Here is a 19,523-nt window from a genome sequence, read left to right on the forward strand (position 1 = left end):
TAATGAAACGAGTCATTATTGCAAGGCTTATAAAAACCAGCCATTGATGCTAATGCGGCTCGGGTTTACGTCGCTTGGACTTTGATGGGGTAAGTTTATAGGTGCGACATAATGATATTCATGTTTTCTGACATCAAATAACACGAGCGAGTTGTAGGTAGGTTCTAGAACGAGTTTATTTTTTTCTAGCCCGTGAACATGGAGCTGTCCGCCTAAGCTGGTGGACCAATGTTGCGAAAGATAAAGTATGAATGCAATTTTACGACCCTTGGATCGATCATTGTGCTTCTTTAAATAGTCGCCGCCCCGCATTCTGTGTACGAGCAGTGAGCTGGATGACGCTAATTCTTTATTAGTGATCTTTTCAATGTATTCTCTAAACACTAAGGACTTGAGAGTTCGACGAAGTTTCAGATACGAAAGGGCGCTGGGGCTCATACAGCTTGAGCCGCTGATCATTTGGTATCGAAAGAATTTCGACCTTTCAGATGCATTTGACCACTCGCGTTGTTCTACGATGTGGTTTTTTTTACCAAATAAACCATAGACGTTTTCGTATTGAGCGTCTTTGTGTAGGAAATGACTGATGCTGTTTGCGACATCTTTAGAGAGGAAATTCTGCACTTGAATAACATTCAGGCTATTTTCTAAGTATCTTTGTTGTAGATTGGCGATAGAGGAGGGCGCTAGGTATTCTTTACTTAGAAAATCATTCAGTTGATCATTGCTCATAAAATACCACTATTCAATGTACCCCAAAGCTCTTAGGCGATCTGCGACTAAAGGGTCGTTTTCAAGGTTATGAGAAAATTCATCTTCGCCAATAATGATGCTTCGTTTTAGCATTTCTATTGCGCCTTTAGAAACGTGCGCCAAGCGTAATTTATCGAATTTTATGGATGTTTCGCAATCATGTTGATACAAATTATTTTCAGAATTGCCGGAAGGTGTTGTTGAAAATAGGTAGCAACTATCATTATCTGCGTCGTAGATATAGTGATAGTCACTGTCTCGTATCGCTAACCGATAGGCGTATGAATTGCTGTGGCCTAACATTTCTATATAAATGGGTGTTGACGGCGTGTCAAAGAGGTTGTTACCCAACATTTTTTCTGGTACGTCGATACTGGCTAAGCTCAATAATGTCGGGCTGAGATCGAGGTGAGATACTAAATAGTCGTGAGTTTTTGCATCCACTGAATGAGGTAACTTGAAAATTATAGGCGTTCGTGTACCTTCATCAAAAAGCTGATTCCAAGAGTGAGCCCAAGTGCCATGTTCGTATAACTCCTCACCGTGATCATTTGTAATGCACAGGGCAGTATTGTCCCAAAGCGGCAATGTTTCCAGGTAGTGAAAGAGTTCGCCTAAGCTGCTATCTAACGCTTCCACCTCTTCAGCGTAAAGCTGTTTCCATCTGGTTGCGGTTTTCGTTCCTGGATCGTGCGTTCCTCGGCTTTGCTTAACGAGTTGCCATTTTCGTCGATCGCTCCTCATTTTGTTGAGTTCTAAAAAGCTTAATTCTCTTAGTGAGGATGCGTATGGCCAATGCAAGTCCATGAAATGTAGCCATAGAAAGAAGGGGCGTTTATGCTCTTGAGCGATCCACTCTTTTCCTTTGCTGATGAGTTCGTCGGCCGACGTTGATGGGTAGTATGGCTTACTGGGGAAGAGCCAACTGGTTAGACGGTGGTTTTCTAACTTTTGCGCGATTTTACTGAACAGATTATCGCTGCGACCACTGCTTGCAGGCGGATCGGGTTTTAGGTCTTCAAATACATCGAAACCTCTATCGAATCCACCAGATCGGCCACAAACCAAATTCGTTGTGTAACCCGCAGTAGCGTACCCATTTTCAGAGAATAGCTCGGCTAAGTTTGGTCTGTCAGTACTCATTTTCCCGTATGTGAACCCATACATAGACGCATGTGTTGAGCTGAACAGTGAAGTCATTGCTACTTTTGTCCAGCCTCCACAGCTGTAAGCATTGCTAAAGTAGTGACCCTGCGCCGCAATAGAGTCAAGGTTTGGGGTTTTAACCGGTGAGCCCTTTGACAAGCCTAAATGATCACCTCGCCAGCAATCAATAGTGATAAGAATAATGTTAGGCTTCAAGTTTACTCTCTAAATTTCTGTATGAGTGAAGTCAGCAATTATGCTCGACGCAATGTTTGGCAGCATTTTAAGATCATCATCACAGCTTATGCTTTTGACGGAAACACACCTGATAGTCTTTGCGAGACCTTTGAACTCCGCAATCTTTTGAGCTTCGTTGAGCATATAGGGAGTGTAGCTATGAGGGGTCAGAGACATCATAGCTTTAGCGTTAGACAGTGGTTCGAAAGAGACGCCGTTGGAGTTTTTTGTTCTAGAACTCAAAATGTAGATGGCTTCCAGGGGAAGACGATTTTCGTTGAACTGCCAATTCAGTTCAGGTGAAGACACTGGCACATACTTTTTATCACTAAATGACAGTACCGATTTGAATTTAGAGGGGGTATCAGAGTATTCAGCCAATGAGCTAGGTAACAGCCTTATGGCGGGATACCCAGGTTCTACGATTACTTCATTTTTTTCGAAATTTAAGACGGCAATGTCATCCGAAATTAGTTTCGCTCCTGAGTTTAACAAAGCTGCTGAGGTCGTTGATTTGCCAGCGCCCTTGTATCCAACTAGAGCAAAGGCTCGGTCATTAATTGATAAGACGCTCGCATGTAAGCAAATTTGATTTCGCTGCCGCAATAAGCACCCAAAGGTGCTGCCTAGTACAAATGATCGCATGTCATCGATGAGCATCGACTTTGGTTTATCGGCTACTAATTTCGTTCCGTCGTTAGATAGATAAAACCGTAGCGTGCTGTCTGGAGTGATAGGGTAATGTAACCTATTCCAATCTCCGTTTACCCAAACCTCAATACCGTTTGATGCCGAAGACTGAAGCGGGTGCCTTCTCGCCCACTTCGATGATTTAAATTGACTAAAATCCTCGGGTTTGAGGGTGAAAGACGTTTGCACTTCCGGTCTTTCTTCAGGCGTGGATAGAAAAAAGGGAAGCTCTATATCACTGTCAAATACTAGGCCATACGCCTTATAGATAAAACGCATTGGCTCAAAAAAACGCTCAACTTATGTAGCTACTCGGTGTGTCTCCGCCGTCGAAGCCAGTGCCTGATGGGTCCGTTTTGGTTAGCTCACTCATCTTTCCATAATCAGTAAGTTGCGGTTGAGCGTAAGGCTTTTTGGAAACGTTAGTATCGCCATTCTCAATAGATTCGTGTGACATTGTTAAATCCCTCAGTTGATTGGATGTTTTTGGGCGTATTTTCATACTCTAATAGCCAGTGAGCGAGCCCCAATGAATTCATTATACCTCTAAGATCATAATGATTGCATTCTTGTATATCGATTAGTTTTCTTTCCAACAGCGACACATCTACAAAATTTGACAGTTGAGGCGTTTTTAGAAGATCGTAGAAATGATTTGGAACGCCATTTTTCTTTATTGTTTCAAGAGCTCTGAAACTTGGTACCGCCGTTTTGGGTCTCTTAATAATTGACTTAGGCAGCTTCCCGTCTAATGAACTTCTAAGAATGTGTTTCCTGTGTAGCCAAGGGAAACGAGGTAAATTTTGTGTGTACTGAAAAAGGCGTAGATCGAAAAACGGGTGACAAACCTTGACTGGAATATTGGTAAACCCTGGGTCATTCCAACAGAAAATTCGTCTCCATGTACCTTCCTGGTACATGCCTTTCTGCGAGTTTAGAGACGTGGTTCTATACATGGCTCGAGAATAGAGTCGTTCAGATAATTCTAATTCTTTAGAGAGGTCTTTATTGATCCAGCTAGGTGCTTGAGTATTGCTGCGGCTAATTGCTTTGACACGTTTGCGATTTGAGCCAATCAATGGCCTTTCAGAGAAAAGATTAAAATGTATCCAGGCTTGCTTTGCAATAAAACAGAGTTTATGCGGTGAATTCACATCGTTGATAGCTAGTGGGCCTCCCCTGAGTAAGGGATCGCCGCCAAAGCCGGTGAGCAACACACTGCCAAAGCCTTGAATATCGTTAAGGATTTTGTGTGGTTTCGGAGCAAAAGCAAGGTTGTAGGGCTCCGGAAAAATATTGCGTGAATTAGGTGGTTCGTACTCGAATGATTCTTCCGTTTTTTTGAATATTTTGTGGTCTATATTTAGTGCATTTGCTACTTCGATCGCCAAGGGAGTTTCTAAGTCTAGATGGCTACCGGACGCGGCCGAAGTATAGGCTCTGAGGTTTCCGTTTTCTGAAGATCCTCGCATTACTTCCTTTGCGATTGCTGTCACGCTCGTCGAATCCATTCCTCCGCTCAGGTGAGTGCCTATACCTAGGGCGCCTTTAACTCTGTCGTTGACCGCGTTATTAAGTAATTCACCAAATTCCTCTATGTATTGTGTTGCACTAGTGCGATGGTAGCTTTTCCGTTGCTTTGGTGACCAGTATCCTTGATAAGAGACATTTTGGGCATCGATAAGCAGAAAGTGACCAGCCGCTAGTTTATTTATATCAGTAAAAATTGTACCGTGAGGGTCTTCGTTTGTTCGTGCAATTAGGTAGTCTGCGACGGCGAGAGTATTTAGCTCGTTTGAGACATCAGGGTGAGTACGGAGGGTGTTTAATGTATTACTAATGCAGTAACCATTTTTCGTTTTACTGTAGTAAAGAGGCGTTACCCCAAAATGGTCAGTGGCGCAAAACAAACTCTTTTTGTTTGAATCCCACAGGATGAACGCAAAGTCCCCAATTAGATGATCTAAACAATCCACTCCCCATTTAATATATGAATGCAGAATAAGTTGATCATCCGTACAGTCATTCTCTAAATTAAGATTTTCCGCATTCAATTTGCTTATTAATTCTTGTCTGGCGTCTAGACGAGCGTCAGCCGTAATCCAGTGCTTACCGCCAACTGTGGATGGTTGAACCTCTGACATTGAATTGGCTTTGGTGCATAGCAAGCAGTGCGCAAATGCGACATTATCATCGTACCAATAATGTTGCTTATGCGGCCCTCGCTCTTGCATCACATTGGTCATTTTCACGATTAGTCTCTCATTGACACTTTCGTGGGTTTGATTATAAATTGCAGCGATTCCACTCATGCGAATTCTAAAGACTCAGTCATTTCGTATGCTTCGATCGTTTTATATCGTTGCCGCACCTTGGCTCCTGAATTTAGCGGTATTCCTTTGTGTTCCACCCAAGCGTGCGCTTTTAGTATCGGGCCTTTTTTTGCAACACCAACCTTGATTTCAGAACTGATCCCATAGCCTTGCAGCACTCTTTTAAAGACTATTGAACGTGATAGGCAATTTCCGTTGAATTTTGTGCTCGAAACCGCGCTTTTTAAAGAGTTGAGAACCCGTCGAGCATTTCTAATATTGTCATTCTTGTTGTTGCTGCTAAACCTTGAGTCCGGGCAAAATAGGTTGCATGTAAATCTCACCCCTTTGTATTTTAGGGAAACCATTGCTAAAGGAATTAGAATTCGAAACTTGTGTCTATCGAGTCGACGTTGTGCGGTGCTTTTTTTAAACATTGCCTAAACGTCAATTCTACGCGTCTATTGATAGGTATCGGCTTACGACAGCATATCGATATCCAGAAAAAATCGGAGTGACTTCGTGTTCAATCTCGGTAGGGTAGGCTATTAACATCCCGGTTTTGCTTGGGATAGAGAGGCCGCGGCCCTCCCAACCTTTGGATTTGATTAAATCGTACAACGTTAGCGAGCCGCCAGAATAACCGTTCGCTGATTGACTAGCATTCAAATAGATTGTCATATTTATTTCTCTATTTAGTTGATCGTCGGTATGAGGTGCGAAAAAATCCCCAGTAGAGTAACGGACAAACTTAGGGCGCTCTAATTTTCTAGAATACGTGTTACCAAAAAATGATTCGATGGCTTTCTTTGATCTAATGAGTTTTGCTTCTATGGGGCCTCGCGTCAAATCTGAAACATGGCATGTATTTGATTTTCGCGTGTTGGCGTCGTAGTATTTATTTTCGTTTTGATTGGACCAAATGCCATCTTTGGATTGTTGAGCTTGCTCCATTTCTTGGCAAATTCTAAAGCATTCTTTATCGCTTAAGAAATTCTCATCTATGTAGAGACCCAGTTTTTTTAAAAAGCTGATTGAAGCCACTAGGTATTATCAGTGGTTACTAAATTTGCCTGCTCGAGTTGTTGAATAAAATCAACAAGGTCTTGAGATGCGGAATTATGATCTACATCGTACTCAGCAACAATGGCCTTTAAAACAAGCGCTGACTCCTTGTGCTCATTAAGAAGTTTCCAGAACGTTAACCCCATTTCGTCCAGTCCGAAATAGTGCTCGCTTTTCGTACTCAGCAAGACAGCTTCATTATCAAGCTCTTCAAGTAGTACATCAGGATTGATTGTCACTTTGATCGTCGACGATTCTTTCATAGTCTTTATGCGTGGATATCTCGGCTGTTTAAAAGTCTTATACTTTTTGATGGTGATTTAATCTTTTGTCAATCGACATAAGCATTGCTTCTCTGTTTATTTCTATCGGAGCTAGAAATTTTTCTAGAGCAAAAAAACAAGACTCAGGTGCGTTAATTGCATCGTCGTAGTCAATTTCGACTACTTCTATATTTTTTTGAACCCTAAACCAAGATTGAATATCGTCTAAATGCTTCTTAAAAAGTAATTTTAGTTCCGAGTCTTGATGAGCGTCATACTTTTGACCCGAATTTACAAGCATTTTTCCTTGTGAGGAAAGTATAGACTCGAGATCTCTTCGCATAAACACGATCTTGTAGTTTTGGTCCGGTGGAAGGTACTGAAGTAGACTTGATACGACCTTGATGACCTTTCCACGTGAATTTTCTATACAACTATGGTTTCCGGCGGCTAATTTTTTCACGCTTTCAAGTTCATAGTATCCCTTTTTATTGTTTTCATCAGCTACTCGAACCTCATCAGTTAGGACAGGAATTCCCGCGGCATCTAGCAGTTGCATCATCATTGATGTTCCTGATCTAGGTATTCCAGAAACTATAATGGTACTGTCCAATTGATTTGACAAGGTATTTTTAAACCATGGAAAGTTCATTGTCTTTGTAAAACCTTTTTGTATTAATGTCGAGGTGCTTTGCAAGCTAATAGGCATTTTCATCACGTAGAATTGTAAAAAATGTCTTTATCAGTATTCGAATATCTAAGGCAATAGACCAATTCTGAATATATTCAAGATCATAACGCAGTCTGCGTTGCATCTTCTCTATCACTTCTGTTTCGCCGCGACATCCGTTTACCTGGGCCCAGCCGGTGATGCCCGGGAGCATTTTGTGTCTCGCCATGTAGCCATGAACTTTATCTCGATAATATTCATTATGCGCAACCGCGTGAGGCCGAGGGCCAACCAATGACATCGAACCGTTAAATACATTGAGCAGTTGAGGTAACTCGTCGATCGAGTATCTGCGGATAAATCTTCCGACCGACGTGACACGTGCGTCTTTTGCGACGGCTTGGGGGACATTGTCATCGTCTTGGGTAACGTGCATTGACCGGAACTTCCAAACCAGAATTTCCTTTCCATCGAGACCGTATCGACGTTGCTTAAAAAAGATTGGTCCAGGAGAATCCAGTTTGATAAAAAGAGCAGTTAGTAATAGTAATGGGCTTAACACTAACCCCATTGTTAGAGTAATGATGATATCTTCAATTCGCTTGAGTTTTTCGAGGCCGTTCACCTGGCTTCCGGACAAGTTGATCATCATCATTCCGGCTGACTCCACTAGAGAGTACCGAGAAAGACTGGCCCCAAAAAGGTCGGGAACCAGGTAGACATTAGTCGCGGTATTTTCGAGTGAGCTTTGCAGTTGTTGAATCTTTTCCGCCGCTTTTAAGGGTAGAGCGATCCACACTTCTTTAACTGGCACTAGATTCGCTTTGCGGCGTTGCTCTATGAAATCAATTGCGTCGTTGATGGATCCCTTTACTTCGACCCCGCGATAGTTTGTGCCGAGTTTGTTGGGGGTATCGTCAAAAATCGCGGTTACCTTCAAACCTGCCCAACGCTCTTCAATAATAGCGTCAATGGCTCGTTGTCCAAGCTGTCCCGCACCGATAACTACGATGTTACGAAGATTATCCTCATTACTTCTTCGATCACGGAAAAAGTTCCAAAGTGCGACCCTGGTAACCAACATGATGGCATAGGAGCTTGTGAATGTTGCAGCGAACCAGAATCTGGAAAAGTTTTCTCCGGATTTCGTAAAGAAAGTGATTAACCCTAAGCAAAGAGCAACAACGAACCAAGCGATGGTCAGGTTTGTGAGAGTTTTATATAGCCAGCGCCCTTCCTGTTGCCGATAAACATCCCACCAAGAAAACATATTCATGGTTAAAAAAAGGATGACGAGCGTGAGTAAAAGGTAATTTCCTTGAGGAACCCAAAAATCATTTCGAATTCGATGCATCACAATTGAACACACCACTATTGTGACAATATCAACGAGTTGATACGCCTTGATGGACGTCGCTTGGTTTCTAGGCATACTTTACAAGATCAGTCTTGGTCTCTATCTATTCAATTTTCTTTCACGCTGCACATTTTCCGGAAATAGGTTATACAGTTCAATACTATTTTTGTGCTATGTCATGATCATATCAGGGCTAAGCTTAGGTACTTTGTAGCACACGCAGATGACTTATAACAAGCTGCCTTTGTATTGGATACTATTGCCATCGGAGAGATCTTCCCATTGAGTTAGAAAAACATCGCAAAATCGCTTTGCTTGTTGCCCTGAAAGTGACAGTTTCGAGGCGTTGGCCAAACTGTCTATCCAAATGGTCCTTGAGCGTATTAGTTTGCCAAATAGAATCGCGAAGAAACCCGGTGCCGCTCCAGTGGAGATAACCACATCCGGTCGGTACTTAAGGACTAAGAACGCAGATTGTGTGGCTAGCACTATTAATCTAAGCTTTTGAGATATGTCCGCGTCTAAAACAATACTGATGTTTTGCTGAGAATCTTTAGCGTGATTTAGATTTGTGGTCACAAATTGGATGTCGTGATGCTCAAATGATTGTTTCAGCAAAGTTAGCTGCGTCCAGTGCCCTCCAGCCGAGGCGACGGCGAGTATTTTTTTCCTACTCCTCATTGGCTATTTGTTTCCTCGATATGAAAGTAGCTAAGCACAGCGCGATGATCGCTCTTTTCTGAAATATTCATCGTTATCGTTTCAAGAGCCTGGAGATCGCGAGAAAAAATAAAATCAATACGAAACCAGGCTCCCAAAAGTGCGATTTTGCGTTGAGAGTTCGGGAATGTAAAGCCGTAACCTTGAGTCAACGAATCATCGAAATTAAATTGATAAGTGAGTACTTCATAGAGGCTGTTGTTTGGTGTGATGTTGAAGTCACCGCACATGATTGCCATGCTGCCATCATCTAATTTTGAGAGTAGGCTTTGCCACACAACGGGAACGCCTGATTCATTGTATGGGCGGGGTAGGTGTACGTTTACCAGTTTTACTTTGCCAAGGTTAGGGTGTGTTAGTAGGTTTATTTGATACGCTCCCGCATCTTCAATCTCGGTGAGAGGGTATTTACTTAGTGTTATTTGATTGTTCTCATTTTGATTAAAAAAAGGGTATTCAGAGCCTGAAGAATCGATAAGGCTTATTCTGTCTGATTTGGTTAGCTCTTGCAGACAGACGATATCAGGTTGGTGTTTTTCTAAAAAAGCGAGAATATCGGATGTATTGCGAGTTCGAGTCATTGCGCTGAACGTTGCCACACTCAGTGTGTTTTTTCGCTCATATTGTTGAGATTTGTTAGCTAACGGGAGTATAAATGGCACGTTGGCTATGATTAGCAATGAGACAGCTACGGTTGTAATCCATTGTTTCTTCCGTATTGCGTAGATACCACATAACAGTATGGTGATTAGCGTAATGGGAATCAGTGAGGCTTTGATTAAAAAGAGAGATGGGGAATGCAAGTCTGAAACAAAGTGGGCGCTACTCAATAGTAAACCAATAGTCAGTATTAAAACGAAACTCATCAGCGGTTGCTTTCGTCTCGAAGCCATTTTTCATTGCCAATTGTTGATTTAAACTTCGCTAGAGTATAAGCAATTGAATTGACGGTGAAGTAGATAAATTTATCTGACATGTTCAGCCGCTTTTTATCGGGCGTGACTGTTGATTTAATTTTGGGTGAATTGAACCCATGCTTTTGGTTAAATTTACGAAGTTGGAAATTCCCCAGTTTAGATCGTGTTTTTACTTTAATCAGTGACCACAATGTTTTTGGAGCCTTCACCTGAACCTGGTGGAGATGATCAATTTGGGTATAACTAACATCAATTCGGCTCCTGACAAAGGCATCATCGGCTATCAGATCAGGCCATTGCTCAAAATGTGATCTTGCGCTTTGGTTCAATATGTATGCTCCAGCACCGTACCCTTGTCCTTTGACATAAGGACTGTGATACCAAGCGCGGTAGAACTTTTTGACCCACATTGAACAATTTTCAAAGTTCACTTGGGAGCTAGGTATGAGTAGTGACGGGGAGTGGCAGCGCTTGGAAACACCTAATAGATACGTGGCGTCTTTACCGCGTAACAGAATGTCTGCGTCCAAGTAAAGCCTAGGAAAGCCTGGTTGCAACGATTCCGCATGCCTGATTGCCAGCGCTTTGGAAGCGGTGTCAATGGAGTAGCAAAGCACGGATTTAAAATTCTCCTTTATCTTTGATTCGGTGTTATCGGTACACCCGTTGCAGACCACCAGAATTTGAAACCCATTGGACTCATTTACCAGCGTTCTTAGGGTTTCATCGATTACGCTAGCTTCGTTGTAGGCTGCGATTATTACCGTGGGCAGATCCGCTTTAACTGTCATTCTAATTCTTTGATTTAAGAACCGCGAAGCAGGTACTCAACCAAGCCTTTGAGCTTACGGTGTCTGTGCGAATCAAATAAAGTATGCTCCTCAAAAGAGAGCCGCTTGCCAATAGTGCTCTGTAGGCCCAAGTGTAGAGAGCGCGGTGGTGCTTTTTTATCATTAATACTTTTGCTCTAAAAACGAGATTACGCCGTTCTCGGCTTATTTCCTCTGAATGCACGTGGTGTTTAAGTTTGGCCGTCGGAACAACATGAGGTTGAAAGCCTAGATCTCGTGCTCTGGTGCATAAATCTACCTCTTCAGAATATAGAAAAAAATCCTCGTCAAAGCCTTTTAGTTGGTGCCAAGCTTCTTGGCTTATGAGCATGCAACTTCCTGAGACCACGTCAACCGGGTAGGGGGACTTAGGGTTGCTAAGCTGAATCTTATAGTTGTCTTGAAAGCCAGAGGCATTAACGGCTCGCGTGACTGCAAAAGCCCAGCTAAAGGTATTCAATAAGGATGGTTGCCGCCAAGCATGCCGTAAGTCTGGCCTATTGTTTTCGTTAAGTGTTACGGCTCCCCAAATTCCTTGAGGTGGATTGGCGTTAGCAACATCAATAAGGCGTTTAAGGGTGTCGCGATAAAGAGAAACGTCTGGGTTAACTAGCCAAAGATAGTCGAACTCTGCTTCAAATGTGGCGATGTTAATAGCGGCCCCAAATCCTATATTAGTTGGACTAAAAATAAGGCGAATCGACACATTAGCTATTTTCACCAAACTCGTAAGTTTGTTTCTCTCAGATGCATCGACGCTGTTGTCAATACAGGTTATGGTCATTGACAGTGATTCCGAGTTACCTTGTAGCGATAACTGGGGTATCAATTTAATTAAGTCATCGCTTGAGAAGTACCCGACGATAACCACTGCTACCTTTGTACTCATGGCTTAACCAATCTTCCCTTCATCGATGAACAGTCTTACTGCCGAGATTAATTGTTGACGATGAGGAGTCATGTCTGCATTGTTTGCGTTTTCTTGAATTGTTTCACTGGTTATTGAAAGGATCGCTGTTTCCAATTCTTCAAAATCGCTAACAACGTAGCTAAATGGACCTTGTTTAATTTGATTGGCTGTGTCAATTTGGTGATCGTTGATGTGTTCTTCCAACGCCGATTGTCGAGGCATGAGAATGATTGGTTTCTCCTTGGTGGCTGCGAGTAAAATATTCCCCATTCCCGCATGGCTGATAAAGATGTCGCTCTCGCTGAGTTTGTCCTGAAATACCGACTCATCAAGCCACGCTTGCGTCGTGAGGTGTTGTGTAGAGGCTTGGCTGAGACCAACTTGTGCGAAAGCAGTAAAGTTAGGGTGTTTGGCTAGAAAGAGGTCGACAGCATTGATGAGTCTATCCATGGGGAATCGAGATCCGACAGAAATAAATAGATGCTTACTCATCGCCTCGTATCAGGCTGTGCTTTAGTCGCTATTGGGTGTAACGAGTTTAGTATCGGATTGGCCGAAATGATTACTAGATACAACACCGCAAACCCAGGAAGGTGTAGTGGGAAGTCTACCGTCGAATGAATGATCACTGCCACCGTTCCGTAAATACTGACATAGGAGAATGTTATCCGCATTTTAGACTGTTTTGCAGTCAATGTTTTTACGTTCTCCCTCACACTAAAAAAGACGAAAAGGAAAAGAAGGGTTGCCCCGATGATGCCGTACTCGATGAAAAATTGCAGTAAGTCATTATGAGCATAGTTGTAATAAGAGTTGCCGATTTCTAAGCTTCGATAAGACGAAAAATGTGAGTAAAATGACCCACCTCCGACCCCCAGAAGCCAATGCTCAGAGAGCATTTCCCATGCGGCCTTCGTCAATTCGAAGCGACGACTAATCGTGTGGGACAATTCAGCTATTTGGTTAGTCAAGGTGTCATAGTCTGTGCCTAATAGTATCAAAAATAATACAAGAGCACCGATAGAGTAAGCTATGAACAACCGCGTTAGTCGTTTCCTCGCCAATGCGAAATGAAATGACATCAAACAAAGGACAACAATCAATGATGCTATCGCGCCTGCCGAGCGAGTGAGAGCGAGTGTGAAAATCAGTAAGCCCAGTGCAAGGTATTGTGGCGAGTAAAATTGGTCAAAAAGCTTAAAGATTGGGTTGATTTTAGCTGGTTGAGTATTTGTTTTGATTAGATTGGCTAACACATTGGAAAGAATCAGACAGATGGACAGAACCAAGTAAGCTGCGAAATGGTTGGCGTTAACGAAAAATCCGGTTGGGCGATCGAGGTAGTGCTGTTTTTGCATCCACAGCAGCAGGTTGATGTCGCCGAGATAAATCCATAAACCGTATAAAGATTGGATAGTCGCGAACGCAATAATTGATATGAATAGTTGACTTAAACGTTCCGAGTCTACCAGTGCGAAAAACCATAAAGCCAACAAGCCCATCATGCCCAATCCTATGAGTAGGTGGTCGAAGCTTGAGGCTAGATCAAAGCTAATCCCGCTCAGGTATTGAAATAAACACCAAATATTAAATGCCGCGAGAATTTGTACCGATCTTGAATGAAAATAGTGATTGATTAGGTTGCGTAAGCGAGCTGGCGTTTCAAAGAAAAAGGACGAAAGGAGGATCGAGATCCCGGTTAAGCCAACCCATAAAAGCGAGGCCCATTGCGTGGCACCGCCTTTTATAAGCGCAATTGAGAAAGTTAATGTTATTGCTAATACAAACGGATTGATGAATATTTGAAATCGGGAGGGGGACTTGGTTTTATTAACAAGCACGGATTTTCCTTTGTCTACTCTTGCAACCCTTGTAAAGATTAGCGTTTGATTTTACAAGCTGGGCTTAATTTTGGTTTTGTCGGGGGTGGGTAAGATAAGGAAAGACCTCCAACGAAGGAGGCCTAAAACACTAATTTTTAGCAATGGTTAGAATCAAGCTTGTGACTAAGTCGTCACAAGCTTGATTCTAATATTCTCGATAAAGATTTAATTACTGGGAGAGCCGCCATCTGACGGCGTCGTGCCTACTGTTCCGCCAGCACTCGTGGCCGTGGATAAACTGGATTTCTTTGAGTTCAAGGAGCCCGAAGTTACCATGCTGCCATCATCCGTGCTGTTATCACCAGCTTGATAACTATAGCTTTCCAATGATCGCAAACTTACCAACGTTCCATCAGCAAGAGTAAATGAAACGGATGATTCATTGCCCGTGTTAATCACGTCTCCATCATTTAGCTTATCTCCCTCATTTAGCCTTTTTACTTCACCTTCAGAGGTGGTGACGGTAACGTAGCCTGCAACTGAGTCAATGGTAACGGCGATGGCATTAGCCGAAAGGCCAATCAGAAATATTAAAATCACGCTAAAAAGCGTTCCTTTGCCTCTGTGGAAGGCGTTTGATGTTTTCAGTTTCACGTTTTTGCCTCTTGCTGGTCTAGTTAAAGTGCAACTTTGTCAATATTCAAAAGAATGACGACAACGGTATCTGATAGAATATTGCAAACACTATACCACTACACTACATTACATTACATTACAACAAAAGAGCTAAAGAGGGGCAGGGCAGCTATGCTTGCCGTGATTCCAATATTAAAAGATTCTTCTTGGTGTCGTAATGAGCGAAAAAAATGTATTCTTGGGTGGTCGGGTCAATGGATGGTAATGATTGTTTATTTCGGTAGGTGCATGCTAATGCAGTTGGCTGTGATGGATATTATAGAATTAAGAAAAAAGGGAGAATATGGGTTTCTCCTAAGCCTTAAAACTAACAGAGTGGATTATGAATAGTATTAATTTCGATAACAAACTAGCTCGCAAAGGGTTATTACGTTCGGCCGTGTTAACGGCGATATTGATGACTCCGTTAAGTTCTTATGCGGTCGATTTAAAACCCCATAAGGCAGGTAATTTCGACGTAACAGCTTTGGTGACCTCGACATTGGGATACGGCGATAATGTGTTTCGCGGGTCGATAAACGAACAAAGCAGCTCTTTTTTTACTTTTTCTCCAGTTGTTAGAGCAACGAAAGATGACTCTAAACAATCGCTCACCTTTGAGTATGAAGGTGAAGGCGCTGCCTTTTTTGATAGCAGTGGGGATAATTTTTTGTCTACTCGTTTAGGGAGCGAATATCTAAGAAAGCTTACTCCAACCAGCGATTTTGGCGTCGGATTGGCTTACGAGGATGGAAATAATATTCGCGGAACGGACATAACCGAAGGGTCTGAGTCAGAATTTGAAGGCGCGACAGAATTTACGCGAACTGATTTTAATCTGGATTATCGGATTGGAAGTCAGAAAATTGGACCAAGTTTAACACTGGGTTATTTGGCTACGGACTTAGAGTTTGATAATTTCGAGCAGATTAATCGAGGCCGCGACTATTCTCTTGATAAGCTGTCAGCTCGGCTTGCTTATCAGTATTCAGTGGCAACGAGTTTTTTTATTGATCTCAGTACATCCGATTTTGACTACGATACAAGTGTGACTTCATTAAATGGCGATTTGGATGGGTCTGAGAAAACGGTGATGGTGGGTGTTAAGTGGCGCGTAAGCCGCCGGACTTCAGGAGAAGTCAGTGTTGGATCAACCGACAAAGAGTTCGACAATTTTAATGATCCTAGCTCCTTAACTACTTGGAATGCGGAAATAGAGTGGACTCCATCTGCAAGAGATACTATTTTGCTGACTAGCTTTTCAAGGCCTTATGAGCAGGCTGGAACTGGTTTATTTCAAGATGTAGAGCAAACGTCTTTGTCATGGGAACGTGATCTAAATCGATCATTGAGTTTCCGAAGTGGCTTTAAAGTGGGATCGGTGAGCTTTGACACAACGGCACGCGAAGATGACATCGAGTCGCTAGAGCTTGGTCTTATTTACAAACCATCTAAATATTCTGAAGTCTCTCTTAATTACGAGTACGAAGATAAGGAATCTAACTTCACGCGTTTCGACTACAATAGTAGTACGGTTTTTGTCTCTTATTCAATCAGCCTTTAGTGTTCGCAGAATGATTTTCTTTCTCTCTTCAGGGCGGATCTGTGCGTCTTTAGCCGTCATATTCTTTGGTTTTTTAAGCACGACTTTGATGGCTCAAACTGACTCAAATTATGAGTTAGGCGTGGGTGACACAATTAAGATCAATGTTTTTGAAGAGCCCGATATGTCGTTTGAGGTCTCTGTTGATAATGAAGGGGTGCTCACGTTTCCCTACTTAGATGAAATAGTGATTAAAGGCAAAACGACTGCTGAACTTGAGCAGATTTTGGTTGATGGACTAAAGGGTAGAGTGTTGGTAAACCCAAGCATCACCGTTTCGGTTGTGCAATATCGACCATTTTCGATCGGCGGAGAAGTAAGAAATCCTGGGAACTACCCCTATGAGCCAAATCTAACCATTCAAAAAGCGATAAACCTCGCTGGCGGCGTGACTGAATGGGCAAACGGAAAACGATTTAGCATCGAACGAAGCGAGTCAGTTAACACCAAAGAGTCTGGTTTGGATACCGCCGTCAACCCAGGTGACGTGGTTACAATTCTCCCGCGTCGATTTTAATTTCCACCTTAACTCGTAAGCAATTTAATTTTGAGGCTTCTTTATGGCTTCAGGGTTTGTCTCCTTGGCAGTGATTTGGATTCAACCAGCATTATTGCGCTCTTAGACTCTATACTTTAACGTTATGCAAAACTATTACTATAATGCTGCTATTGACCTTTCTTACTACTGGCAGACACTGATCTCGGTATTTAGAAAAAGCATAAAACAGTCACTGGTAATGGCAATACTGGTGGGTGCTATGACTTTCTTGTTTAATTCTGTGCAAGAAGCCCAGTATAAGGCAACGACTGTTATGCACGTTGCGCCAAAAAGCACGGCGGTCTTTAACTTACGCGAACTATTTGTAAACCGAAGGGATCCCGCGTTCCGCGAAACTCAGGCTGGGATAATACGATCCCGAGTATTGGCGGAAAAAGTTGTGGCTAAGCTTGGTTTGGCTAAGCGGCCCGAATTCATGACTGGCAGCGTTACCGTGTTGGACAAGGTGAAGCAAAAGCTTGGGATTAATAGCAATGCAGAGAAAGTACAGGGAAATACGGATCGTTTGATTGCCTCTTGGTTGGTTGACGAAATGGAGGTGTCGTCGAAACGAGATTCCTACCTTATGGATATCTCTTTGGTGTTGCCGAATGCTCAGCTGGCGGCTGACATAACCAACGCGGTCGCTGAAGAATATATTTCTTCAATAGAGGTTAATTTGCGAAGCTCTACCGAGGCGTCTGAACAATGGTTGCTCGACCGTTTAGATGTTGTTAATAAGGATCTAAAGATAGCTGAACTGGCACTTCAGGAGTTTAAAGAAAAAGAGGAAATCATTGGAAGTAGTCAGCAAAACGGTGGAATAGCGTCTCAGGAAGTCGATATGATTTCTAGCCGTTTACTGGAAGCTCGACAGAAGAGGCTGGGTTCAGAGGCGCTATATCAGCAAGTATTAGCCACTGAGAGAGGCAACGGCGATATGCAAGGCATCGCAGTTATCAGAAGTGATGTCATTGTGCAAAATATTCGTAATGAGCTCGTGGAGCTAGAAAGTCGTAAGAGTGAGCTTTCTCAACGCTACGGCCCAGAGCATCGTCGCATGGTGGAGCTTGAGTCTCAACTTTCGGTTACTGAACAAAACCTTAAACAACAGATTCAGCGCGTTGTAGCGGCGATTAAGTCAGAGTATGAGTTGGCAAAAGAAAGTGAATCTTTTTTAAAAACGTCGTTAGGAAATTCCACAAATAAAGTACAGTCTTTGGGGCGAAAGCAATTTGAACTGTTAGCCTTAGAGCAGAATGTTCGGACTCAGAGGGATGTGTATCAGGCATTTTTGAAAAGACTAAACCAAAATCGCGCAACGGGCGTCAGTGTTAATGAGAATGTGAGAATCACTGATCCCGCCATTGCACCGCTTCGGCCATTACCCAGTAAGGGGCCTTTATTGGTCATCATGTTCTCATTATTGGCGCTCATCGTTGGGCTTGGGATTGGGTTGTTACGTGAACTTTTTGACAACACGCTAAGTGGTGATCGTGATGTTGATAAAAAGTTAATGACCGTTAGCCTAGGATCCGTTCCAATGATTGAAGGCGACGAAGGTGCTGACCCAATTCAAAACGTCGCTTACAGTTATTTTAGTAATCACAAACTCTCTCAGTTTTCGGAGTCAGTTCGTACCGTACGCTCTAGTTTAATGCTCTCATCCATAGATGAAAAGAAACGCCGTATTCTAGTGACTTCGACTGTTCCAGGTGAAGGGAAGACGTCCATGGCTATCAGCTTGGCATTGGCTTTTGGTCATGTCCAAAAGACGCTGTTAATCGATTGTGATTTGAGGCGTCCTTCTTTAGATGAGCTTATGGATGCGTCGTCGTTTAATCGTCGTGGCTTGGGAATAAATGATTTGTGCTTAGGCTCAGCGTCTCCCTCTGAATGTATACAGTCATTACCAGTGAATGGTGTGGACTTAATTACAGCCGGAACGATCAACCCAAACCCTCAAGAACTTTTTTGTTCGACAAAATTTAGTGAAGTATTGAACAAGCTTGGCGAAGTCTATGACGTGATAATTATCGACTCGCCTCCGAGTGGCGGGCTAAGTGACTCAATGCTTTTAGCGACGCAGGTGGATCAAGTAGCGTACGTTGTCAAAGCAAATAGCACGCCGGTGGCAAAGGTGAGAGCATCCATTCAATCGTTAATCAAATCTGATGCGCCTCTGTCTGGTGTGATTATTAATCAGGTGCCGTTAACTGATTCATCGTTCTCCTACTATTATGGGCGAGGTTATTATTCAGATTCAGTTCAAGACCAAACGCAAGAAGGCCTGAATGAGGACCATCGCAGTTAGTTGTCATTCAGTATTTTTATAATGGTGCGCTTACTTTCATTGAGTTTTTTGGCGTTGCTAATCTTTATCTTGAGTGGTGTTGCTATTCGCTTCGCAGCGGCTGATTTCTACTATGAACGCGCTAAAACGGCGTATTCCGCGACTCAATTGAACGAACTTCAACGGTCAGAGATGTTTTTGCCGTTTCTTAGAGATTTGGAAAGCGCGTTGACTTGGCGAAGCTCACACGTTGATGCAATAGATTTAAAAGCAGACATTTTTTATCAAATTTGGTGGTTGTTTCCCGATGCTCAATATTATGAGGAGTCTTCACTACTTCAATCCTCGATAAAGCTTCACGAAAGCGGATTATTAATCCGCAAAAATTGGTCTTATTCGCAGGCAAGAATGGCGCTTATTTTTTCTCACGGTCGAGAACTAGGACCTGAATTTGACCTTTGGTTTAAATCGACGCATAAAATTGCTCTTTATGAGGCTGGACTGGCTCGTTCAATGATGACCGTTGGCTTGGCAAACTGGCCGCGGCTCAGCCGCTTACAACAGCAGATAACAGTGGAGTTTATTGTTGCTTCGATCGAGCAAAAGTCCAACAGCCTATCTGATCTTAAAGCCGAGCTGACTGTTCACAAGAAGTTGGGGCTGGTCTGTGAAAACACTGGGCATACGGAGCGTTCGAGTCAACTTTGCGCGCCAGACTAAT

The 19,523-nt window shown here is 42.8% G+C and carries 21 protein-coding genes; 4 read left to right on the plus strand and 17 right to left on the minus strand.

The window, feature by feature from the left end; genetic code table 11:
- Positions 1-27 precede the first annotated feature (27 nt).
- The 17 genes from ABWW54_RS05365 to ABWW54_RS05445 all read right to left on the minus strand — a co-directional run bounded on the left by ABWW54_RS05365 (position 28) and on the right by ABWW54_RS05445 (position 14,347).
- Complete coding sequence (locus ABWW54_RS05365) at positions 28-732, minus strand: 2OG-Fe(II) oxygenase family protein (RefSeq protein ID WP_353410926.1); 705 nt, start codon at positions 730-732, stop codon at positions 28-30.
- A gap of 9 nt (positions 733-741) precedes the next feature.
- The gene (locus ABWW54_RS05370) at positions 742-2,115 is read right to left on the minus strand and encodes a sulfatase (protein ID WP_353410928.1); all 1,374 of its coding nucleotides are present in this window, start codon (positions 2,113-2,115) and stop codon (positions 742-744) included.
- Between the two features lie 9 nt (positions 2,116-2,124).
- Positions 2,125-3,105, minus strand: coding sequence for a hypothetical protein (locus ABWW54_RS05375; RefSeq protein ID WP_353410930.1), 981 nt, complete (start codon positions 3,103-3,105; stop codon positions 2,125-2,127).
- A 16-nt stretch (positions 3,106-3,121) separates the two neighbouring features.
- On the minus strand, positions 3,122-3,283 hold the full coding sequence (locus tag ABWW54_RS05380) for a hypothetical protein (protein WP_353410932.1): 162 nt from the start codon (positions 3,281-3,283) through the stop codon (positions 3,122-3,124).
- A complete protein-coding gene (locus tag ABWW54_RS05385) occupies positions 3,264-5,138 on the minus strand; it encodes an asparagine synthetase B family protein (RefSeq protein ID WP_353410934.1) in 1,875 nt (624 codons plus the stop codon). The genes ABWW54_RS05380 and ABWW54_RS05385 overlap by 20 nt, the downstream gene beginning before the upstream one ends.
- Entirely contained in the window at positions 5,135-5,575 is a 441-nt protein-coding gene (locus ABWW54_RS05390) for a lasso peptide biosynthesis B2 protein (protein ID WP_353410936.1), read from the minus strand. Before ABWW54_RS05390 ends, ABWW54_RS05385 begins: the two co-directional genes overlap by 4 nt.
- 16 nt (positions 5,576-5,591) lie before the next feature.
- On the minus strand, positions 5,592-6,182 hold the full coding sequence (locus tag ABWW54_RS05395; protein ID WP_353410938.1) for a 2OG-Fe(II) oxygenase: 591 nt from the start codon (positions 6,180-6,182) through the stop codon (positions 5,592-5,594).
- The gene (locus ABWW54_RS05400; protein WP_353410940.1) at positions 6,182-6,466 is read right to left on the minus strand and encodes a PqqD family protein; all 285 of its coding nucleotides are present in this window, start codon (positions 6,464-6,466) and stop codon (positions 6,182-6,184) included. The genes ABWW54_RS05395 and ABWW54_RS05400 overlap by 1 nt, the downstream gene beginning before the upstream one ends.
- A 37-nt stretch (positions 6,467-6,503) precedes the next feature.
- Positions 6,504-7,118 carry a sulfotransferase domain-containing protein gene (locus tag ABWW54_RS05405; RefSeq protein ID WP_353410942.1) on the minus strand — a complete coding sequence of 205 codons (615 nt, stop codon included), beginning with the start codon at positions 7,116-7,118 and terminating at the stop codon, positions 6,504-6,506.
- Between the two features lie 46 nt (positions 7,119-7,164).
- On the minus strand, positions 7,165-8,568 hold the full coding sequence (locus ABWW54_RS05410) for an undecaprenyl-phosphate glucose phosphotransferase (protein ID WP_353410944.1): 1,404 nt from the start codon (positions 8,566-8,568) through the stop codon (positions 7,165-7,167).
- Positions 8,569-8,721: 153 nt separating this feature from the next.
- Complete coding sequence (locus ABWW54_RS05415; protein WP_353410946.1) at positions 8,722-9,174, minus strand: UDP-N-acetylglucosamine--LPS N-acetylglucosamine transferase; 453 nt, start codon at positions 9,172-9,174, stop codon at positions 8,722-8,724.
- Positions 9,171-10,079, minus strand: coding sequence for an endonuclease/exonuclease/phosphatase family protein (locus ABWW54_RS05420; RefSeq protein ID WP_353410948.1), 909 nt, complete (start codon positions 10,077-10,079; stop codon positions 9,171-9,173). The genes ABWW54_RS05415 and ABWW54_RS05420 overlap by 4 nt, the downstream gene beginning before the upstream one ends.
- Positions 10,079-10,921, minus strand: coding sequence for a glycosyltransferase family 2 protein (locus tag ABWW54_RS05425; protein ID WP_353410950.1), 843 nt, complete (start codon positions 10,919-10,921; stop codon positions 10,079-10,081). The genes ABWW54_RS05420 and ABWW54_RS05425 overlap by 1 nt, the downstream gene beginning before the upstream one ends.
- Before the next feature lies 1 nt (position 10,922).
- Positions 10,923-11,849 carry a glycosyltransferase gene (locus tag ABWW54_RS05430; RefSeq protein ID WP_353410952.1) on the minus strand — a complete coding sequence of 309 codons (927 nt, stop codon included), beginning with the start codon at positions 11,847-11,849 and terminating at the stop codon, positions 10,923-10,925.
- Between the two features lie 3 nt (positions 11,850-11,852).
- Positions 11,853-12,320, minus strand: coding sequence for a glycosyltransferase (locus ABWW54_RS05435; RefSeq protein ID WP_353410954.1), 468 nt, complete (start codon positions 12,318-12,320; stop codon positions 11,853-11,855).
- A 38-nt stretch (positions 12,321-12,358) separates the two neighbouring features.
- Positions 12,359-13,711, minus strand: a complete 1,353-nt coding sequence (locus ABWW54_RS05440; RefSeq protein WP_353410956.1) for an O-antigen ligase family protein — start codon at positions 13,709-13,711, stop codon at positions 12,359-12,361.
- Between the two features lie 207 nt (positions 13,712-13,918).
- Positions 13,919-14,347: a FecR family protein gene (locus ABWW54_RS05445; RefSeq protein ID WP_353410958.1), complete on the minus strand. Its 429-nt coding sequence runs from the start codon at positions 14,345-14,347 to the stop codon at positions 13,919-13,921.
- A gap of 364 nt (positions 14,348-14,711) precedes the next feature.
- Between ABWW54_RS05445 and ABWW54_RS05450 the strand changes: the two genes are divergently transcribed.
- From ABWW54_RS05450 to ABWW54_RS05465, 4 genes are all read left to right on the plus strand, one after another.
- Positions 14,712-15,932 (plus strand): outer membrane beta-barrel protein, encoded by a 1,221-nt coding sequence (locus ABWW54_RS05450; protein ID WP_353410960.1) that lies wholly within the window; start codon positions 14,712-14,714, stop codon positions 15,930-15,932.
- A gap of 10 nt (positions 15,933-15,942) precedes the next feature.
- Positions 15,943-16,488, plus strand: a complete 546-nt coding sequence (locus tag ABWW54_RS05455) for a polysaccharide biosynthesis/export family protein (protein ID WP_353410962.1) — start codon at positions 15,943-15,945, stop codon at positions 16,486-16,488.
- A gap of 124 nt (positions 16,489-16,612) precedes the next feature.
- Positions 16,613-18,823 (plus strand): GumC family protein, encoded by a 2,211-nt coding sequence (locus ABWW54_RS05460; RefSeq protein ID WP_353410964.1) that lies wholly within the window; start codon positions 16,613-16,615, stop codon positions 18,821-18,823.
- 21 nt (positions 18,824-18,844) lie between these two features.
- On the plus strand, positions 18,845-19,522 hold the full coding sequence (locus ABWW54_RS05465; RefSeq protein WP_353410966.1) for a hypothetical protein: 678 nt from the start codon (positions 18,845-18,847) through the stop codon (positions 19,520-19,522).
- The last annotated feature ends 1 nt before the right edge of the window (position 19,523 follow it).

The organism is Arenicella sp. 4NH20-0111 (genome assembly GCF_040366405.1).
GTDB lineage: Bacteria > Pseudomonadota > Gammaproteobacteria > Arenicellales > Arenicellaceae > Arenicella.

What these genes read in the sequence shown, in the direction of transcription:
- ABWW54_RS05365 (WP_353410926.1), bottom strand. Translation starts at nt 732, where the DNA reads ATGAGCAATGATCAACTGAATGATTTTCTAAGTAAAGAATACCTAGCG.
- ABWW54_RS05375 (WP_353410930.1), bottom strand. Translation starts at nt 3,105, where the DNA reads ATGCGTTTTATCTATAAGGCGTATGGCCTAGTATTTGACAGTGATATA.
- ABWW54_RS05380 (WP_353410932.1), bottom strand. Translation starts at nt 3,283, where the DNA reads ATGTCACACGAATCTATTGAGAATGGCGATACTAACGTTTCCAAAAAG.
- ABWW54_RS05385 (WP_353410934.1), bottom strand. Translation starts at nt 5,138, where the DNA reads ATGAGTGGAATCGCTGCAATTTATAATCAAACCCACGAAAGTGTCAAT.
- ABWW54_RS05390 (WP_353410936.1), bottom strand. Translation starts at nt 5,575, where the DNA reads ATGTTTAAAAAAAGCACCGCACAACGTCGACTCGATAGACACAAGTTT.
- ABWW54_RS05400 (WP_353410940.1), bottom strand. Translation starts at nt 6,466, where the DNA reads ATGAAAGAATCGTCGACGATCAAAGTGACAATCAATCCTGATGTACTA.
- ABWW54_RS05405 (WP_353410942.1), bottom strand. Translation starts at nt 7,118, where the DNA reads ATGAACTTTCCATGGTTTAAAAATACCTTGTCAAATCAATTGGACAGT.
- ABWW54_RS05410 (WP_353410944.1), bottom strand. Translation starts at nt 8,568, where the DNA reads ATGCCTAGAAACCAAGCGACGTCCATCAAGGCGTATCAACTCGTTGAT.
- ABWW54_RS05415 (WP_353410946.1), bottom strand. Translation starts at nt 9,174, where the DNA reads ATGAGGAGTAGGAAAAAAATACTCGCCGTCGCCTCGGCTGGAGGGCAC.
- ABWW54_RS05420 (WP_353410948.1), bottom strand. Translation starts at nt 10,079, where the DNA reads ATGAGTTTCGTTTTAATACTGACTATTGGTTTACTATTGAGTAGCGCC.
- ABWW54_RS05425 (WP_353410950.1), bottom strand. Translation starts at nt 10,921, where the DNA reads ATGACAGTTAAAGCGGATCTGCCCACGGTAATAATCGCAGCCTACAAC.
- ABWW54_RS05430 (WP_353410952.1), bottom strand. Translation starts at nt 11,849, where the DNA reads ATGAGTACAAAGGTAGCAGTGGTTATCGTCGGGTACTTCTCAAGCGAT.
- ABWW54_RS05435 (WP_353410954.1), bottom strand. Translation starts at nt 12,320, where the DNA reads ATGGATAGACTCATCAATGCTGTCGACCTCTTTCTAGCCAAACACCCT.
- ABWW54_RS05450 (WP_353410960.1), top strand. Translation starts at nt 14,712, where the DNA reads ATGAATAGTATTAATTTCGATAACAAACTAGCTCGCAAAGGGTTATTA.
- ABWW54_RS05455 (WP_353410962.1), top strand. Translation starts at nt 15,943, where the DNA reads ATGATTTTCTTTCTCTCTTCAGGGCGGATCTGTGCGTCTTTAGCCGTC.
- ABWW54_RS05460 (WP_353410964.1), top strand. Translation starts at nt 16,613, where the DNA reads ATGCAAAACTATTACTATAATGCTGCTATTGACCTTTCTTACTACTGG.
- ABWW54_RS05465 (WP_353410966.1), top strand. Translation starts at nt 18,845, where the DNA reads ATGGTGCGCTTACTTTCATTGAGTTTTTTGGCGTTGCTAATCTTTATC.